Origin of the sequence: Kitasatospora sp. NPDC050463 (assembly GCF_040655255.1) — a bacterium.
Taxonomy (GTDB): domain Bacteria; phylum Actinomycetota; class Actinomycetes; order Streptomycetales; family Streptomycetaceae; genus Kitasatospora.
The window spans coordinates 24,007-40,910 of sequence record NZ_JBFAJO010000077.1; the positions used below are offsets into that span (position 1 = coordinate 24,007).

The 16,904-nt window shown below is 74.3% G+C and carries 16 protein-coding genes; 13 read left to right on the top strand and 3 right to left on the bottom strand.

The features are described 5' to 3' along the window. The first annotated feature begins 28 nt into the window (after positions 1–28). The 7 genes from ribH (at position 29) to AB0J08_RS33605 (ending at position 6,195) form a co-directional block, all read left to right on the top strand. Positions 29–502 (top strand): 6,7-dimethyl-8-ribityllumazine synthase, encoded by a 474-nt coding sequence (gene ribH / locus AB0J08_RS33575; RefSeq protein WP_360641658.1) that lies wholly within the window; start codon positions 29–31, stop codon positions 500–502. Between the two features lie 111 nt (positions 503–613). Then, positions 614–886 (top strand): phosphoribosyl-ATP diphosphatase, encoded by a 273-nt coding sequence (locus tag AB0J08_RS33580; protein ID WP_030306151.1) that lies wholly within the window; start codon positions 614–616, stop codon positions 884–886. Positions 887–936: 50 nt separating this feature from the next. Further along, a complete protein-coding gene (gene hisG, locus AB0J08_RS33585; protein WP_360641659.1) occupies positions 937–1,785 on the top strand; it encodes an ATP phosphoribosyltransferase in 849 nt (282 codons plus the stop codon). Positions 1,786–1,930: 145 nt separating this feature from the next. Then, on the top strand, positions 1,931–2,365 hold the full coding sequence (locus AB0J08_RS33590; RefSeq protein ID WP_360641660.1) for a PH domain-containing protein: 435 nt from the start codon (positions 1,931–1,933) through the stop codon (positions 2,363–2,365). A gap of 268 nt (positions 2,366–2,633) precedes the next feature. Next, entirely contained in the window at positions 2,634–3,977 is a 1,344-nt protein-coding gene (locus tag AB0J08_RS33595; RefSeq protein WP_360641661.1) for a hemolysin family protein, read from the top strand. After that, positions 3,974–5,020 (top strand): hemolysin family protein, encoded by a 1,047-nt coding sequence (locus AB0J08_RS33600; RefSeq protein ID WP_360641662.1) that lies wholly within the window; start codon positions 3,974–3,976, stop codon positions 5,018–5,020. The genes AB0J08_RS33595 and AB0J08_RS33600 overlap by 4 nt, the downstream gene beginning before the upstream one ends. Positions 5,021–5,199: 179 nt before the next feature. Further along, positions 5,200–6,195, top strand: a complete 996-nt coding sequence (locus tag AB0J08_RS33605) for an NAD-dependent epimerase/dehydratase family protein (RefSeq protein ID WP_360641663.1) — start codon at positions 5,200–5,202, stop codon at positions 6,193–6,195. A 78-nt stretch (positions 6,196–6,273) separates the two neighbouring features. Here AB0J08_RS33605 and AB0J08_RS33610 read toward each other — a convergent pair whose 3' ends face one another. Continuing rightward, positions 6,274–8,334 carry an AAA family ATPase gene (locus AB0J08_RS33610; RefSeq protein ID WP_360641671.1) on the bottom strand — a complete coding sequence of 687 codons (2,061 nt, stop codon included), beginning with the start codon at positions 8,332–8,334 and terminating at the stop codon, positions 6,274–6,276. A gap of 429 nt (positions 8,335–8,763) precedes the next feature. Further along, positions 8,764–9,342, bottom strand: coding sequence for a hypothetical protein (locus AB0J08_RS33615; protein WP_360641672.1), 579 nt, complete (start codon positions 9,340–9,342; stop codon positions 8,764–8,766). Between the two features lie 330 nt (positions 9,343–9,672). On the opposite strand from AB0J08_RS33615, the gene AB0J08_RS33620 reads away from it, so the two are divergent. Next, positions 9,673–10,836 carry an acyl-CoA dehydrogenase family protein gene (locus AB0J08_RS33620; protein WP_360641664.1) on the top strand — a complete coding sequence of 388 codons (1,164 nt, stop codon included), beginning with the start codon at positions 9,673–9,675 and terminating at the stop codon, positions 10,834–10,836. A gap of 119 nt (positions 10,837–10,955) precedes the next feature. On the opposite strand, the gene AB0J08_RS33625 is transcribed toward AB0J08_RS33620, so the two are convergent. Beyond that, entirely contained in the window at positions 10,956–11,408 is a 453-nt protein-coding gene (locus AB0J08_RS33625) for a hypothetical protein (RefSeq protein WP_360641665.1), read from the bottom strand. A gap of 229 nt (positions 11,409–11,637) precedes the next feature. Here AB0J08_RS33625 and AB0J08_RS33630 point away from each other — a divergent pair, with 229 nt between their 5' ends. The 5 genes from AB0J08_RS33630 (at position 11,638) to fxsA (ending at position 16,806) form a co-directional block, all read left to right on the top strand. Further along, positions 11,638–12,078, top strand: coding sequence for an Lrp/AsnC family transcriptional regulator (locus tag AB0J08_RS33630; RefSeq protein ID WP_350524989.1), 441 nt, complete (start codon positions 11,638–11,640; stop codon positions 12,076–12,078). 31 nt (positions 12,079–12,109) lie between these two features. Next, entirely contained in the window at positions 12,110–13,792 is a 1,683-nt protein-coding gene (locus AB0J08_RS33635; RefSeq protein ID WP_360641666.1) for an amidohydrolase family protein, read from the top strand. A 41-nt stretch (positions 13,793–13,833) separates the two neighbouring features. Next, positions 13,834–14,289: an N-acetyltransferase gene (locus tag AB0J08_RS33640; RefSeq protein WP_360641667.1), complete on the top strand. Its 456-nt coding sequence runs from the start codon at positions 13,834–13,836 to the stop codon at positions 14,287–14,289. A gap of 169 nt (positions 14,290–14,458) precedes the next feature. Then, entirely contained in the window at positions 14,459–16,075 is a 1,617-nt protein-coding gene (gene lnt / locus AB0J08_RS33645; RefSeq protein WP_360641668.1) for an apolipoprotein N-acyltransferase, read from the top strand. Positions 16,076–16,236: 161 nt separating this feature from the next. After that, positions 16,237–16,806 carry an FxsA family membrane protein gene (fxsA, locus tag AB0J08_RS33650; RefSeq protein WP_360641669.1) on the top strand — a complete coding sequence of 190 codons (570 nt, stop codon included), beginning with the start codon at positions 16,237–16,239 and terminating at the stop codon, positions 16,804–16,806. Positions 16,807–16,904: the final 98 nt, after the last annotated feature.

The following is a 16,904-nucleotide window of genomic DNA, read 5'->3' on the forward strand; positions in this document are numbered from 1 at the left end:
GTCCCGACCCCCGAAAGAGGAACAGCACATGAGCGGCCACGGAGCCCCCGAGCTGACCATCGACAACGCCGCCGGCCTCAAGGTCGCCGTGATCGCCGCCCAGTGGCACGAGCAGGTGATGAACGGCCTGCTGGACGGCGCCCACCGCGCCCTCAAGGAGCTCGGCATCGACGAGCCGACCGTGCTGCGGGTGCCCGGCACCTTCGAACTGCCGGTCGCCGCGAAGCGCCTCGCCGACCGCGGCTACGACGCGGTGATCGCGCTCGGCGTGGTCGTCCGCGGCGGCACCCCGCACTTCGACTACGTCTGCCAGGCCGCCACCGTCGGCCTCACCCAGGTCAGTGTCGACACCGGCGTCCCGGTCGGCTTCGGCGTCCTGACCTGCGACAACGAGCAGCAGGCACTGGATCGCGCGGGCCTGCCGGGCTCCGCCGAGGACAAGGGCCACGAGGCCGTCACGGCGGCCGTCGCCACCGCCGCCGTCCTCAGGTCGCTCGCCTGACCGCGGCACCCGGTCACCGGTACGGTCCCGGACCGTGGACGTCCAAACGACTGTCCACGGTCCGGGACCGTTTACCGCCTGTAAGCCCGCACGCCGTAAGGTGAGTCCATCATGGCTTCGAAGACATTCGAGGAGCTCTTCACCGAGCTCCAGCAGAAGGCCGCCACCGGCGACCCCTCGTCCTCCCGTACCGCGCAGCTCGTCCAGCAGGGCGTCCATGCGATCGGCAAGAAGGTCGTCGAGGAGGCCGCCGAGGTCTGGATGGCCGCCGAGTTCCAGTCGGACGAGCAGACCGCCGAGGAGATCTCCCAACTCCTCTACCACCTTCAGGTGATGATGGTCGCCCGTGGGCTGACGCTCGACGACGTCTACAAGTACCTCTGAACCGGCCCGAACAGCACACCCCCCTCCCAACAGGTAAGGAACCGACCTCCATGCTGCGCATCGCCGTCCCCAACAAGGGTTCGCTCTCGGGTCCCGCGGCGGAGATGCTCCATGAGGCCGGCTACCGCCAGCGCAAGGACCCCAAGGAGCTCGTGCTCGTCGACCCCAACAACGAGGTCGAGTTCTTCTTCCTGCGCCCGCGCGACATCGCGGTCTACGTCGGCTCCGGCCGGCTGGACGTCGGCATCACCGGCCGCGACCTGCTGCTGGACTCGCACTCCAACGCGGAGGAGGTGCTGGCCCTCGGGTTCGGCGGCTCCACCTTCCGCTTCGCCCGCCCGGAGGGCGTGGACGTGAAGGACGTGCAGGGCCTGGAGGGGCTGCGGATCGCCACCTCGTACACCGGTCTGGTGGAGCAGCACCTGGCCGACCACGGGGTCAAGGCCACCGTCACCAAGCTGGACGGCGCGGTGGAGACCGCGGTGCAGCTGGGCGTGGCCGATGTGATCGCCGACGTGGTGGAGACCGGGACCAGCCTGCGCAATGCCGGGCTGGAGGTCTTCGGCGAGCCGATCCTGATCTCGGACGCCGTGGTGATCCGCCCCAAGGGCGCGGGGGAGGACGCGGGCGTCGACCAGTTCCTGCGCCGTCTCCAGGGTGTGCTGGTGGCCCGCCGCTACGTGCTGATGGACTACGACATCCGCGCCGAGAGCGTGGGCGCCGCCGTCGCGCTGACCCCCGGCCTGGAGTCGCCGACCGTCTCCCCGCTGCACACCGAGGGCTGGGTGGCCGTCCGCTCGATGGTGCTCCGCAAGGAGGCCCAGCGGATCATGGACGACCTCTGGGGCATCGGCGCGCGGGCCATCCTGGTCACCAACATCCACGCCTGCCGGCTCTGAACCACCCCCGCGCGTGAAGGCGCGGAGTTAAGCAGCGGTTCAATGGGGCGGGGGCGCCGGTCGGCGCCCCCGCCCCTTCGCTGACAGCCGACAGCCGGCAGCTGGTTGTCGGAGGCCACCCCGACTGGACCCCCGGAGACCCCACGTGACCACCCCCGACGAGTTCCCCGTCACCTGGGCCCCGCGCCGCACCCGGGCCGTGCTGCTGCCGGTCTGCGTGCTGCTGGTCGTGATGTTCGTCGCGCTCGCCTTCGCGCTCCCGGCGAGCTGGCAGTTCAACGACCGGCTCATGATGGTGCTCAGCGGCGTTCTCTTCGCCGGCGCCGGCCTGATGCTGGCCCGGCCCCGGGTCAGCGCCGACGCCGAGGGCATCACCGTGGTGAACTTCGTCCGCCGCCGGCGGCTGGCCTGGGCCGAGATCGTCCGGGTCAACTTCCGCCAGGGCGACCCGTGGGCGACCCTCGACCTCGCCGACGGCACCTCGCTGGCCGCGGTCGGCATCCAGTCCGGGGTCGGCAAGGCACAGGCGATCGCGGACGCCCGGGCGCTGCGCGACCTGGTGGAGCGCCGAGGTCTCTGACCCGGTCGGGCGCCGCGGCCGGAGCCGGCGGGGACGCCCTCGCACGGCCGCCCGGGCCGTCTCGCGCCACCCCTCGTGGCGGGCCGAACGGGGGGCCGACAGTCGCACAGGTATCGTCTACGCTGGTAAAAAGCAGGGCAAAGCCATGCCATTTGACAGCGGGCCCTGCCCGGAATCGACTTGAGGAGTGACTCCCCCCGTCCATGGACGATCCGTCCGGTAGTACCTGCGCCGCCCGACCTCCCCGTATCGGAAGGCAGGCGGCACTGTGATCACCGCCTGGCTGCTGCTGCTCGCGGCGTTCCTGCTCATCCTCGCCAACGGCCTGTTCGTGGCCGCCGAGTTCGCCTTCGTGACCGTCGAGCGCGGCGCGGTGGAACGCTCCGCCGCCGCCGGCGACGCCAAGTCCGGCCGGGTCTCCCGGGCCCTGCGGCACCTCTCCTTCGAGCTCTCCGGCGCACAGCTCGGCATCACCGTCACCTCGCTGGTGGTCGGCATGCTCGCCGAGCCGGCGCTCTCCGTCCTGCTGAAGCCGGTGTTCACCGCCGTCGGTCTGCCCGACGGGGTCGCCCGGGGCATCGCGGTGATCGTCGGCATGCTGCTGGCGACCGTGGTGCAGATGGTGATCGGCGAGCTCGTCCCGAAGAACTGGGCGATCTCCCGGCCACTCCAGGTCGCCCGTTCGGTGGTCACCCCGCACACGGCGTTCTCGCACGCCTGTCGCCCGCTGATCAGCTTCCTGAACGGCTCCGCGGACCGCACCGTCCGTGCCTTCGGCATCGAACCGCAGGAGGAGCTGGGCCACGCCCGGACCCCGGCCGAGCTGGGTTCGCTCGCCCGGCACTCCGCCCGCGCGGGGGCGATCGACGAGGAGTCGGCCACCCTGTTCGTGCGGACCCTCGGCCTCGGGGACCTCACCGCCGGGTCCGTGATGACCCCGCGCATCGACGTCGCCGCCCTCCAACACGACGCCAGCGCCGCCGACGTGCTCAACCTCACCCGGGCCACCGGCCTCTCCCGCTTCCCGGTCTACACCGACAGCCTGGACGAGGTCACCGGCACCGTCACCCTCAAGGACGCCCTCGCGGTGCCGCCCGCCCGGCGCTCCCTGGTCAGGGTCGGCGACCTCGCCGTGGCGCCGCTGCTCGTCCCCGGGACGCTCCCCGCCGAGCGCCTGCTCGACCAGCTGCGCCGGCTCCAGCCGATGGCCATCGTGGTCGACGAGTACGGCGGCACCGCCGGCGTCGTCACCGTCGAGGACATCGTCGAGGAGCTCGTCGGCGAGGTGCAGGACGAGCACGACCCCGCCGACACGCCCGAGCTGCTGCCGCTGCCGCCGCTCCAGGGCCTGCCCGTCTGGGCCGCCGACGGCCGGGCCCGGCTCGACCAGCTGGAGTCCATCGGTCTGCACGCCCCCGACGGCCCCTACGAGACCCTGGCCGGCCTGGTCTCGGACCTGCTCGGCAGGCTGCCCGTCCCCGGCGAGCAGGCCGAGCTGCCCGGCTGGCGGTTCACCGTCGAGGCCGTGGACCGCCACCGCACCAGCCGGGTGCGGGTGGAGCGCACGACCGGGCGCCCGCACCCCGGCGACGACGAGGACGGGACCCGATGACCGCGCTCCAACTGGCCGTCGCCCTCCTGCTCCTGCTCGGCAACGCGTTCTTCGTCGGCGCCGAGTTCGCGGTCGTCTCCGTCCGGCGCAGCCAGATCGAACCGCTCGCCGAGGCCGGCAACAAGCGCGCCCGCACCGTGATGCACGCGCTCTCCAACGTCTCCGCGATGCTCGCCGCCGCCCAGCTCGGCATCACCGTCTGCTCGCTGGGCCTGGGCGCGCTCGCCGAGCCGACCATCGCCCACCTGCTGGAGGGCCCGTTCCACGCCCTCGGCGTGCCCGCCGCGCTGATGCACCCGCTCTCGTACGGGATCTCGCTGGCCGTGGTGGTCTTCCTGCACATGGTGATGGGCGAGATGGTGCCGAAGAACATGGCGCTGGCCGGGCCGGAGAAGGCCGCGCTCTGGCTCGGCCCGCCGCTGGACCGCCTCGCCCGCTGGCTCACGCCGGTGATCGTCTTCCTGAACGCCTTCGCCAACGTCGTGCTGAGGCTGTTCAAGGTCGAGTCGAAGGACGAGGTGGAGTCCGTCTTCACCACCGAGCAGCTGATGTACCTGCTGGTCGACTCGCGGGACGCCGGCCTGCTCGACGAGGGTCGCCAGGAGCGCCTGGAGGACGCCCTGGAGCTGGGCCGCCGCCCGGTCACCGAGGTGCTGCTCAGGCCCGAGCAGCTCGTCACCGTGGACACCGGGGTGACCGCCGGCCAGGTCGAGGAGCTGGCGCTGCGCACCGGCTTCTCACGCTTCCCGGTCACCGACGGCGACCCGGCGGGCCACGGCTACCTGGGCTATCTGCACCTCAAGGACATCCTGGACGTCGATGACCAGTCGGCGCCGGTGCCCGCCCGTCTCTGGCGCCCGATCACCGTGCTGCGCGGCACGCTCCCGCTGGACGACGCGCTCGCCGCGATGCGCCGGGCCGCCTGCCACCTGGCCGCCGTGCTCGACCAGGACGGGCGCACGCTGGGCGTGGTGACCCTGGAGGACGTGGTGGAGGAGCTGGTCGGCGAGGTGCACGACCCGGACCACCGCTCCGCCGCCTGACGCCCGCCCCGCCCGGTTCCGCGCCGTTCCGCACTGTTCCGTCCTGCTCGGCTGGGCTCGGCTCCGCCCGGTTCCGCGCCGTTCCGCACTGTTCCGCTTCGCTCTGTTTCGCTCAGGGCGATTCTGCTCTGAGCATGCGGCTGTACCCAGACGGCCGTTCGCTGGGCAGAGTGGTCGGCATGAGACTGCTACTGCTGGGTGGGACGGAGTTCGTCGGTCGGGCCGTGACCGAGGAGGCGCTGGCGCGGGGTTGGGAGGTGACGGTCTTCCACCGGGGGACGCACGAGCCGCCGGCCGGTGTGCGCGCCCTGCACGGAGACCGGACGGCCGAGGGCGGCCTGGCCGCGCTGGCCGAGGGGGAGTGGGACGCCGTCGTCGACACCTGGTCCGGCGCGCCCTCGGCGGTGCGCGACAGCGCCCGTCTGCTGGCCGACCGGGTCGGCCGCTACGCCTACGTGTCGAGCCGGTCGGTGTACGCGTACCCGACCCCGGCCGGGGCGGACGAGACCGCGCCGGTCGTCGACGGCTCGCCGGACGCCGGCGACGTCCCCTACCCGCAGGCCAAGCGCGGCGGCGAACTGGCGCTGCTCGACGCCTTCGGCGACCGGGCGCTGCTGGCCCGCGCCGGGCTGATCCTCGGCCCGTACGAGAACATCGGCAGGCTGCCCTGGTGGCTGGGCCGGATCGCCCGCGGCGGCCCGGTGCTCGCCCCCGGCCCGCGCGACCTGCCGGTGCAGTTCATCGACGCCCGGGACCTCGCCGGCTGGACCCTCGACGCCCTGGCGGCCGGCCTCGGCGGCGCGTACGACCTGGTCAGCCCGCAGGGGCACGCCACCATGGGCGAGCTGCTGACGGCCTGTGTCGGGGCCACCGCCTCGGACGCGGAGCTGCGCTGGACGGAGCCCGCCCCGATCCTGGCGGCCGGCATCGAACCGTGGAGCGACCTGCCGGTCTGGCTCCCGCGGGGCGAGCTGCACGACACCCTGCACGGCTCCGACGTGGCCAAGGCGGTCGCCGCCGGGCTGCGCTGCCGCCCGGTCACGGAGACGGTCGCGGACACCTGGGCGTGGTTGCGGTCCATCGGCGGTACGGCCCCCCAGCGCCCGGACCGGCCGGTGGTCGGCCTGGACGCGGAGCGGGAGGCCAAGGTGCTCGGGGTCGAGATCCGGGCCTGACCGCCTGCAGGCGGGCAGGCCCGCACGCCCGAAGGCGTGCACGCCTGCACGCCTGCACGACGGCCGGGGCCGAGCGGCTCAGCCCCGGCCGTCGATCAGCTCGCCGTACGCCTGGACGAGGTCCGGCAGCCGCAGCGTCGCCAGGTCCTCACGGCCCGGCGGTTCGCGCAGCAGCGAGAGCCGCAGGTCCCGGTAGGCGCAGGACTTCTCGTACAGGGTGCGGATGAACCGCCCGTTTCCCAGGTCGTCGATCCAGCCCTCGCGGACCACGTGGATGCAGATGCTGGCCAGCTCCTCGGCGGCGTCCTCGTCCCAGCCGTCGCCGTCCCGGTCGGCCAGCGCGGCGCCGATCGCGGTGAGCTCGCCGGGGCGGTAGCTGGGGAAGTCGACCCGGGTGGTGAAGCGGGAGTTGAGGCCGGGGTTGGTGGCGAGCAGCCGGTTCATGCCCTCCGGGTAGCCGGCCAGGATCACCACCAGCCGGTCGCGGTTGTCCTCGGCCCGCTTCAGCAGCACCTGCAACGCCTCGTCGCCGTAGGCGTCGCCCTTGCTGTAGCCGGAGTTGGAGAGGCTGTACGCCTCGTCGATGAAGAGCACGCCGTCCAGCGCGGAGTCGATCAGCTCATTCGCCTTGACCGCCGTCTGACCGAGGAACTCGCCCACCAGATCGGCCCGCTGAGCCTCCACCAGGTGGTCACCCGAGAGCAGCCCGAGGGCGTGGAAGACCCGCCCGAGGATGCGGGCCACGGTGGTCTTGCCGGTGCCGGAGGGGCCGGAGAAGACGAAGTGGCGCTTGGGCGGCTGCACCGGCAGGCCCTGCGCGGCCCGCAGCCGCGACATCCGCAGCTGTGCGGAGAGCGCCCGGACCTGCCGCTTGACCGGCTCCAGGCCGACCATCCGGGAGAGTTCGGCCAGCGCCGCGTCCAACTCCCGTTCGTCGCCGCCCCGTCCGGCCGGCGCGAAGCCGCCGCCCGCCGGTCTGGTCAGCGCCTCGCCCCGGAGCGGCGCCGCGGGCCCGGCCGATGCGACGGAGGCCGGCGGGGGCGGCGGCGAGCCGGAGCGCTCGCCGGCGGGTAGCGGCGGCCGGGCCTCCCGGTCGGGCGCCACCTCCTCGGCCGGCGGCTCCGGTGCGACCGGTCCACCGGCCCCGGCCGGGTAGGCCTCGGCCTGGAACGGCTCGCCCGGGAACGTCTCACCGGGGTAGGCCTCGGCCTGGAACGCCTCGCCCGGGAACGCCTCGGCCGGGAACCCGCCGGAGTCGAGGCCGGCGGCCTCGCATCCCGAGGCCTCCAGCGCCGAGGGATCCAGCTCCGACTCCTCGGCGCCCACCGTGTCCAGACCCAACGACAGGGCGTCGAAGCCCTCGTCGCCGCCCGCCGACGTCCCGGCCTCGCGGCCGAGGCCGCCGACCGCGTCCAGCAGGGCGTCGACCACACCGTCCTCGGCCGAGATCGCGGCGAGCCGCGCCGCGGTGTCCATGAAGGCCGGATCGGCCCGGTGCACCGCCCGGTAGAGGGGCAGCGCGGCGGCGCTGCGCCCGGCCCCCTCGTAGGCCCGCGCCAGCCAGTACCGCAGCTCCTTGCGCTGCGGCTGCTCGGAGCGGCAGCGGGCGAGCGAGGCGGCGAGCGGCGCCTGGGCCTGGGCACACATGTCCAGCCGGACTCGTGCCATGCCGGCGAAGAGGCCTGCCTCGATGCCGAGCAGGGGGTCGTCCAGCAGCCGGTCGGTGTCCCGGATCAGCTGTTCCCAGTCCTTGAGCAGGTAGGAGCGGCACGCGTGCAGGAAGCGCGCCGAAGGGTCCTCCTCGGGGAGCGGACACTGCCCCAACGCCTTTTCCAGCTCGGCGAGATGGCGGCCGTCGAGCCAGTGCGAGGCGTGCGCCAGTGCCAGGTCGCGGCCGTCCTCCAGGACGGGCTGCACCCACCAGCCCAGCCAGTACCAGGAGCTGAGCGGGCGCCGGTGGAGCCGGCGCTGCTCGCCGAAACGCTTCCGGTGGCGGTACATCGCGAGCAGCGCGCCGGAGGTGTCGCTGCGCAGGGCGTGCAGGCCCAGCCAGGCGTCGGCCATCCCCGGATCCAGCCGCACGGCCGCGCGGAACTCCTCCTCGGCGCGGGCGTAGGCGCCCGCCGTGTAGGCGTCCATGGCGCGCAGCCAGGCGCGGTCGGCGAGCCGGTTCGGAGCCGGGCCGCCCGCGTTGTTGCCGTCGGAACTGTCCACCGTCGTCACTCACGCCCCCCGCGGTGTGCCTCGGGGCTCGGTCGGCGATTCGAGGTGCGGAGAAGCCGGCCGGTCGTCGATATCCCCCGGGGCGCATATGCGCCTTCAGGAATCGTACCGGCGCGGCGCTGATCCGGAAGAGTGCCGTGCGAAGCCGAATACGATCGGGCGTGCGGTGATTGGGCGCCGGTGCGGATCCGGCCGGGCGCCGGCCCGGGAGGACGACGCCGGGCGGCGGGAGGGGGGACGGCACCCCCGGCTCACGGGGGAACAAGCCGGGGATGCCGAGTCCGATGTTGCGCGATCAACGATTTCGGCAACTGGAGAGAACCTAAGTCCTGGTGATGTCGCAGGTCAAGGGCTTGTTGAAGGTTCACCGACGGTGCCCGGCGAGATCCGCCCGGTCACCCCGTCCACGGTCGTGCCGGCGTACGGGCGGCTGGGGTCGGCTGCGAAATGTGCCGATTCGGCCCGCGCCCAGCCCGCCCAGAACTCGGCCAGCGCCGGCCCGTCCCGTTCCTCGCCACGCCGCCGCGCGTCCTCGGCCGCCAGCTCCATCCAGATCAGCCGGGCCAGCCGTGGCCGCACCGCCCGCCGCCCGGCGCCGACCCCCTCGATCAGCACCACCGGGGCGAGCGGCACCGCCGCCGTCCCCGCGAAGCGGCCCAGCGTCCAGTCGTACACCTGGTGCGCGGTGCTCCGGCCGGCCGCCAGCGGGTCCAGTACCTGCGCGCGCAGCCGCTCCGTCCAGCCGAACGGCTCGGCATGAGTCGCCAGGTCGTCCAGGTGCACCACCGGCGCACCCCCGAGTGCGGCGGCCAGCCGGCCGGCGAAGGTGGTCTTGCCGGAGCCCGCGTGCCCGTCCACCGCGACCAGCCGGACCGGGCCGCAGGACGGCGCAAGCGCGCGAAGCTCGGCGGCGAGTGCGTCCAGCGGGCCGCGGGCGTCGTACGGGCCGCGCTCCGGGTGCCGGCCGTGGGCGTCGCGCGCCCCGCCGGCCGCAGGGGCCGTCAGGTCGCCCGGAGGGGTTCTGGAGGTTTCGGAAGAGGCCACATCGGCAACCCTACGGTGGCCCGTACGCCAGGACGGACAGTGATTCTCCGCAGGTCGTGACGGCAGCGCCGGGATCGGGCATACTCACTTCGCCACGCATGTGAACGGCCGTTCACCGCAACCCGGTGCCGGTCGGGCCGACCTGCCACACCCCGCGTCGGGCCCGCCACACCAGGGTCCGATGCCCGAACGAGGAGGCGACCAGCCGCCATGACCCCGTCCCCTGCGAACGCCGTGGAACGCCAGCTGCCGACCGATGAGGCCCGCGAACTGCTCAGCCTCACCCGGGACCTGGTCCAGCGCGAGATCCAGCCGCGCGCCGCGGAGGACGAGGCCGCCGGGCGCTTCCCGCGGGAGCTCTTCCGCACCCTCGGCGAGGCCGGCCTGCTCTCCCTCCCGTACGAGGAGAAGTACGGCGGCGGCGACCAGCCGTACGAGGTCTACCTCCAGGTCCTGGAGGAGCTCGCGGGCGGCTGGCTGGCGGTCGGCCTCGGAGTCAGCGTGCACACGCTCTCCTGCCACGCCCTGGCCGGCTTCGGCAGCGACGAGCAGCGCGCCGCCTGGCTGCCCGGCATGCTCTCCGGTGAGCAGCTCGGCGCCTACTGCCTCTCCGAGCCGCAGTCCGGCTCGGACGCCGCCGCCCTGCGCACCCGCGCCGACCTGGACGGCGACGAGTACGTGGTCAGCGGCACCAAGGCGTGGATCACCCATGGCGGGCAGGCGGACTTCTACAGCACCCTGGTGCGTACCGGCGAGCCAGGCCCGCGCGGCATCAGCTGCCTGCTGGTGCCCGCCGGGGTGGCCGGCCTCTCGGCCGCGCCGCCGGAGCACAAGATGGGCATGCGCTCCTCGCCGACGGCGCAACTGCACTTCGACGGTGCCCGGGTCGACCGCGCGCGGCTGATCGGCACCGAGGGCCAGGGTTTCCAGCTCGCGCTCGCCGCCCTGGACTCCGGCCGGCTTGGCATCGCCGCCTGCGCGATCGGTGTCGCCCAGGCCGCGCTCGACCTCGCGGTCGACTACGCCGGCACCCGCCGCCAGTTCGGCCGGCCGATCGCCGACTTCCAGGGCCTGTCCTTCATGCTCGCCGACATGGCCACCCAGATCGAGGCCGGGCGCTCCCTCTACCTGGCCGCCGCACGCCTGCGCGACGCCGGCCGGCCGTTCTCCAAGCAGGCGGCGATGGCCAAGCTGTTCTGCACCGACGCGGCGATGCGGGTCACCACCGACGCCGTCCAGGTGCTCGGCGGCTACGGCTACACGCAGGACTTCCCGGCCGAGCGCTACATGCGCGAGGCCAAGGTGCTGCAGATCGTCGAGGGCACCAACCAGATCCAGCGCCTGGTGATCGGCCGCCACCTCACCGCGGGCTGACGGCCCCCGGAACGGCCTCCGGGTGTCACTCCAGGGTGCGGAGTGGCGCCCGGAGGCGTCTCCCGCCCGGGGTCGACCCATTACTGACGGTCGGTCAACCCCTGTGGCGGGGGCGGTCGTCAGCGCCGGACGAGACGACTGCGCTGCTGCGGGATGGCCGGCGCGGGCGCCGTCCGCACCGGATGGTGCGCCACGGCGTGGGAGAACGGCTGGGTGCGCCAGTCGAGTTCGGCCGGAAGGGCGAGCAGCGCCGCCAGGCCCGCGACCTCGGCGTCCTCCGCCGACTCCACCTCCGCCAGGTCGTCCGTCGGTGCGCCCGAACCGGGGCAGAGCGCGGGCGAGAAGGGGTGCCAGGCGGTCGGCAGCACGGCGTGCTGCGGCAGCCGCTCCTCATCGCCCACCAGGGCGATCGGGCGCCGGCACTCGGGGCAGTGCACCCGGAAGATCTCCCAGGTCTCGCCCTCGCCAGGATCCACCCCCGCCGCGAGGTCGTGGGGGACCGCGAGATCCTCGCGGCCGGTCATATCGTGGGTGTCGTCGGCGCTCAGCGAATGCCGGTCAGTTGCACGCATGGTGATCCCCCTCGGATCGGGCCCGGCGTGGTCGCCCGGGGCCACAACCAGCACTTCCCGCCGATGCGGACTCATAACCCTGCAGGCCGGTGCACTGTGATGCACCGGGTGTGTCCTTCGCCACATTCGCCCGGCATGTGCCCGCCCGGCACCCCGGGCGACCACGAGTGACTCCGTGCGCGCCCTCGGTGGCGTCGCGCGCGCCCCCGACCGGGTAGGTTTGCGCCTTGTGGAGGATCTCGACCAACGTATCGTTCAGCTGCTCCTGGAGGACGGCCGGATGAGCTACACGGACCTGGGCAAGGCCACCGGCCTGTCCACCTCGGCGGTGCACCAGCGGGTGCGCCGCCTGGAGCAGCGCGGCGTGATCCGCGGCTACACCGCGATCGTCGACCCCGACGCGGTCGATCTGGCGCTGACCGCGTTCATCTCGGTCAAGCCGTTCGACCCCAGCGCGCCCGACGACACCCCCGAACGCCTCGCCGGGCTGCCCGAGATCGAGGCCTGCCACAGCGTCGCCGGGGACGAGAACTACATCCTCAAGGTCCGCGTCGGCGCCCCCGGCGACCTGGAGGACCTGCTGGCCCGGATCCGCAGCGCGGCCGGCGTCTCCACCCGCACCACCGTCGTGCTCTCCACGCCCTACGAGGCGAGGCCCCCGAAGCTCTGACCGCCCCCCGGGGAGGTGCAGACTTGGCGTCATGACCGAACGCACCCTCCCTCCTCGCCCGCCCTCGGGCAGGAGGGGCCCACGAACCGTCCTGCTGCGCGGCGGCGCCGTCTACAGCCCCGCCGACCCCTTCGCCACCGCGATGCTCGTCGAGGGCGAGCACGTCGCCTGGGTGGGCAGCGACGGCGCCGCCGAGGCGTACGCCGACGCCGCGGACGAGATCGTCGAGCTCGACGGCGCCCTGGTCACCCCCGCCTTCGTCGACGCCCACGTGCACGCCACCGCCACCGGCCTGGCGCTCACCGGTCTGGACCTCACCGGCCTGCCCTCGCTCGCCGCCGCGCTGGACGCCGTCGCGGCCTTCGTGGCGGCCCGCCCCGAGCCGGGCGGCGTGCTCATCGGCCACGGCTGGGACGAGACCGGCTGGCCCGAGGGCCGCCCGCCGACCCTGGCCGAGCTGGACGCGGCCGCCGACGGCGCCGCGCTCTACCTCTCCCGCACCGACGTGCACTCCGCACTGGCCACCACGGCGCTGCGCGCGCTCGCCGACGGCCTCGCCGACCGGCCCGGCTTCGCCGCCGACGGCCCGCTCACCCGCGACGCCCACCACGCGGTGCGGCGCACCGCGCTCTCCCGGCTCACCCCCGAGCAGCGCCGGCGCGCCCAGCGCGCGACGCTGGCCCGGGCCGCCGAGCTCGGTATCGGCGCGCTGCACGAGTGCGCCGGTCCGGAGATCTCCTCGGAGCAGGACCTGACCGCCCTGCTGGCCCTCGCTGCCGACGGTGAAGGGCCCGAAGTCTTCGGCTACTGGGGCGAGCTGGGCGGGGTCGAGACGGCCCGCCGGCTCGGCGCGGTGGGCGCCGGAGGGGACCTCTTCGTCGACGGCGCGATCGGCTCGCACACCGCCTGCCTGAACAGCCCGTACGCCGACGCCGACCACACCGGCGCCTCCTACCTGACTGCCGAACAGGTCGCCGACCATGTCGCCGCCTGCACCGAGGCCGGGCTGCAGGCCGGCTTCCACGCCATCGGCGACGCCGCCGTCGGCGCCGTCATCGCGGGCGTCCGGGCGGCCGGCGAGCGGGTCGGCGCCAACCGCGTCAAGGCGCAGCGCCACCGCGTGGAGCACGCCGAGGCGTTGGACGAGGCGTCCGTCGCGGCCTTCGCCGAGCTCGGTCTCACCGCTTCCGTGCAGCCCGCCTTCGACGCCGCCTGGGGCGGCCCGGACGGCATGTACGTCCAGCGGCTCGGCGCCGAGCGCGCCGCGGCGCTCAACCCGTTCGCCGCACTGCTGCGGGCCGGCGTCCCGCTGGCCTTCGGCTCGGACGCCCCGGTCACCCCGCTCGACCCCTGGGGCACCGTCCGGGCGGCGGCCTTCCACCGGACCCTCGACCACCGGATCTCGGCCCGCGCCGCCTTCACCGCCCACACCCGGGGCGGCTGGCGGGCGATCGGCCGCGACCAGGACGGCGTCCTCGTCCCCGGTGCGATCGCCAGCTACGCGGTCTGGGCGGCCGACGAGCTCGTCGTGCAGGCCCCCGACTCCCGGGTGGCGGGCTGGTCCACCGACCCGCGCTCCGGCACCCCCGGTCTGCCCGACCTCACCCCGGGCCGCCCGCTCCCGGTCTGCCTGCGCACCGTGGTCCGCGGCCGGACCGTCCACGAGGCCGCGGCGCCGCACGAGGCCGCGGCGGGCGGCGGCGCCGTGCGGTAGGTCCGGGGGGGCGGGACGACCGCACCGCGTAGGTTGACGGTATGAGTGATCATCCGCTGGTACCCGCCGACTTCGTCGTCCCCCGCGCCCTCGCCGCCGAGGGGTTCCGCCTGGAGCCCCTCGGCGAGCAGCACAACGCCTCCGACCTCGCGGCCTGGACGTCGAGCATCGACCACATCCACGCCACCCCCGGCTGGACCGGCACCTGGCCGCCCGCCGAGGGCATGACGCCGGAGCGGAACCTCGCCGACCTGCGCCGGTACGCCGCCGACTTCGAGCACCGCCGCAGCTTCACCTACACCGTCCTGGCGAGCCCCGGCGACGACGTCGTCGGCTGCGTGTACATCCACCCCGACCGGGAGGACCCGGCGACCACCGTGGTCAGCTCCTGGGTCCGCGCCGACCGCGCCGAGCTGGACGCCCCGCTGTACCGCGCCGTGTCGGCCTGGCTCGCCGCCGACTGGCCGCTGCGCGCGGTCCGCTACAGCCCGCGCTGACGCCGCGCCGCCGGGCCGGGAACCCGCAGTTCGGCGGGCCACCCGGCCTCACGCACGGGGCCGGTTCCGGGGTACCGTCTTTCGCACAGCGTCCGAACTCAACGGGCGGTGAAGAACGCGCCAACGGACAGCCAAGCGCGGACAGCCCGACCAGGAAGATGGTGCGCCGGTGGCACTGCCCGTCACACAGGAGCGGCCGGATGCCCTCCCCGAGGCGTCCGTGACGCCCGCCGCCCCCGTCGCCGGCCGGGCCGCCCGCGCCCTCGCCAGGGTCCGTGCGGGGCTGCCCCGCACCGGCCTGGCCGTGCTCGCCGGACTGCTGCTCGCGCTCGCGTTCCCGCCGTTCGACCTCTGGCCGCTCTCGCTGGCCGGCGTCGCGGCGCTCTCGCTGCTCACCAGGGGCCGCACCGTCCGGCAGGCCGCCTGGACGGGCTTCGCCTTCGGCCTGCCGTTCTTCCTGCTGCTGCTCAGCTGGCTGCGGGTGGTCGGCTGGGACGCCACCGTCGGCCTCTCGGTGATCGAGGCGCTCTTCCTGGCGGCCCTCGGCTCCGGCCTGGCGCTCACCTCCCGGCTGCCCGGCTGGCCGCTCTGGGCGGCCTGCCTCTGGATCACCCAGGAGTGGGCCCGCGACCGGCTGCCGCTCGGCGGCTTCCCCTGGGGCCGGCTCGCCTTCGCCAACACCGCGACCCCGTTCACGCCGCTCGCCGCGATCGGCGGCGCCCCGCTGGTGACCTTCGCCGTCGCGCTGGCCGGCGCCCTGCTGGCCTGGGCGGCGCTGCGGCTGCGCGGTCCCCGCCGGGCGCCCCGGGCCGCCGCGCTGGCCGCGCTGGGCGCCGTCGCGGCCCTGCTGGCCGGCTACCTCGTCCCGGTGCCCACCGCGGCCGCCGACACCGTCAAGGTCGCCCTGGTCCAGGGCAACGTGCCCAACCCGGGCATGGACTTCCTCGGCCGGCCGATGATGGTCCTCAACAACCACGCCGCCGCCACCGAGAAGCTCGCCGCCGACATCAAGGCCGGCAAGGTCGAGAAGCCGGACCTGGTGATCTGGCCGGAGAACTCCTCCGACCTCGACCCGTTCAGCGACCCGCTGGCCTACCGGCGCATCGACGAGGCCGTGAAGGCGATCGGCGTGCCCACCCTGGTCGGCACCCTGGTCGACGGGCCGGACGAGCAGCACGTCCAGAACGAGGGCATCGTCTGGGACCCGAAGACCGGCCCGGGCGCCTCGTACACCAAGCAGCACCCCGTCCCGTTCGGCGAGTACGTGCCGTTCCGCGACCAGCTCTCCAAGGTGATCACCCGCCTGCAGCGGGTCGCCCGTGACTTCTACCCCGGTGACCACAACGGCGTCATGCAGCTCGGGCCGGCCAGGATCGGCGACGTCATCTGCTTCGAGGTGGCGTACGACGAGATCGTCCGGGACAGCGTGGACCAGGGCGCCCGGGTGCTCGTCGTCCAGACCAACAACGCGACCTACGCGAAGACCGGGCAGCCGGAACAGCAGCTGGCGATGTCCCGGCTGCGCGCCGTCGAGCACGGCCGGGCCGTGCTGATCGCCGCAACCAGCGGGATTAGCGCCGTGATCGCCCCCGACGGCACGGTGGAGCAGCGCACCGAGGAGCTGACCGCCGCCGAGCTGTCCGCCGTCGTCCCGCTGCGCGACGGCACCACGGTGGCCGACCGGGTGGGCGCCGGGCCCGAGTGGACGCTGGCCGTCGCGGGCCTGCTGGCCTGCGGCGCGGCCGTGCTGATCGGCCGCCGCCGGGGCACCCGCCAGGCCGAGTGACCGGCCCGGGGGTGTCCCGCCCGGACGAGTGACCGGCTCGCCCGCCGCCGTTCGGGGCTCGGAACACCGGCCGCCGGCGGATCGTTGGACCAGGTGGTGCCGTAGCCGGCCCGGACCTCCCGTGCGGCGCGCAGAGCACCGCTATGGAGTGGATTCGTACCGTGAGCCAGCAAGCTACCCCTGCCCCTCAGGCCCGGCGCGGAAAGCTCCGCCGGGTACTGCCGCTGGTGGTCACCGCCTGGCTGGTGCTGGAGATCTGGCTGCTGGTCCAGGTCGGCTCGTGGCTGGGCGGCCTGACCGTCGTCCTGTTGCTGATCGCCGGCGCGGTGATCGGCGGCTCGCTGATCAAGCGCGCGGGGCTGAAGGCCTTCTCGGCCGCGATCGACCAGAGCCGGGACCCGAAGTCGCAGCAGCCGCAGACCGGCACCAGCCTCACCGTGCTGGCCGGCCTGCTGCTGATGCTGCCGGGCTTCCTCTCGGACGCGCTGGCGCTGACCCTGCTCTTCCCGCCGACCCGGGCGCTCTGGCGGGCCGCCGGGCGCCGCTTCGCGGACAAGGCGCTGCGCAGCACCGCCGCCGTCGGCGCCGATCCGCTCGCGGACGCGATGCGGCTGCAGGAGCAGCTGCGCATCCACCGCCCGGACGGCAAGGTGATCCAGGGCGAGGTGGTCGAGCCGGGCGTCGGCCCGCAGGGCCCGGACACCGCCTACCGGCCGCCGCTGAAGGGCTGACCGAAGAGCCGAAGGGCGGACCGAAAGCCCGTGGCCGCCCGGACCGTCGCCGAGGTCCACCAGCGACGGGATGTGCCGCTTCGGGACGACCACGATGT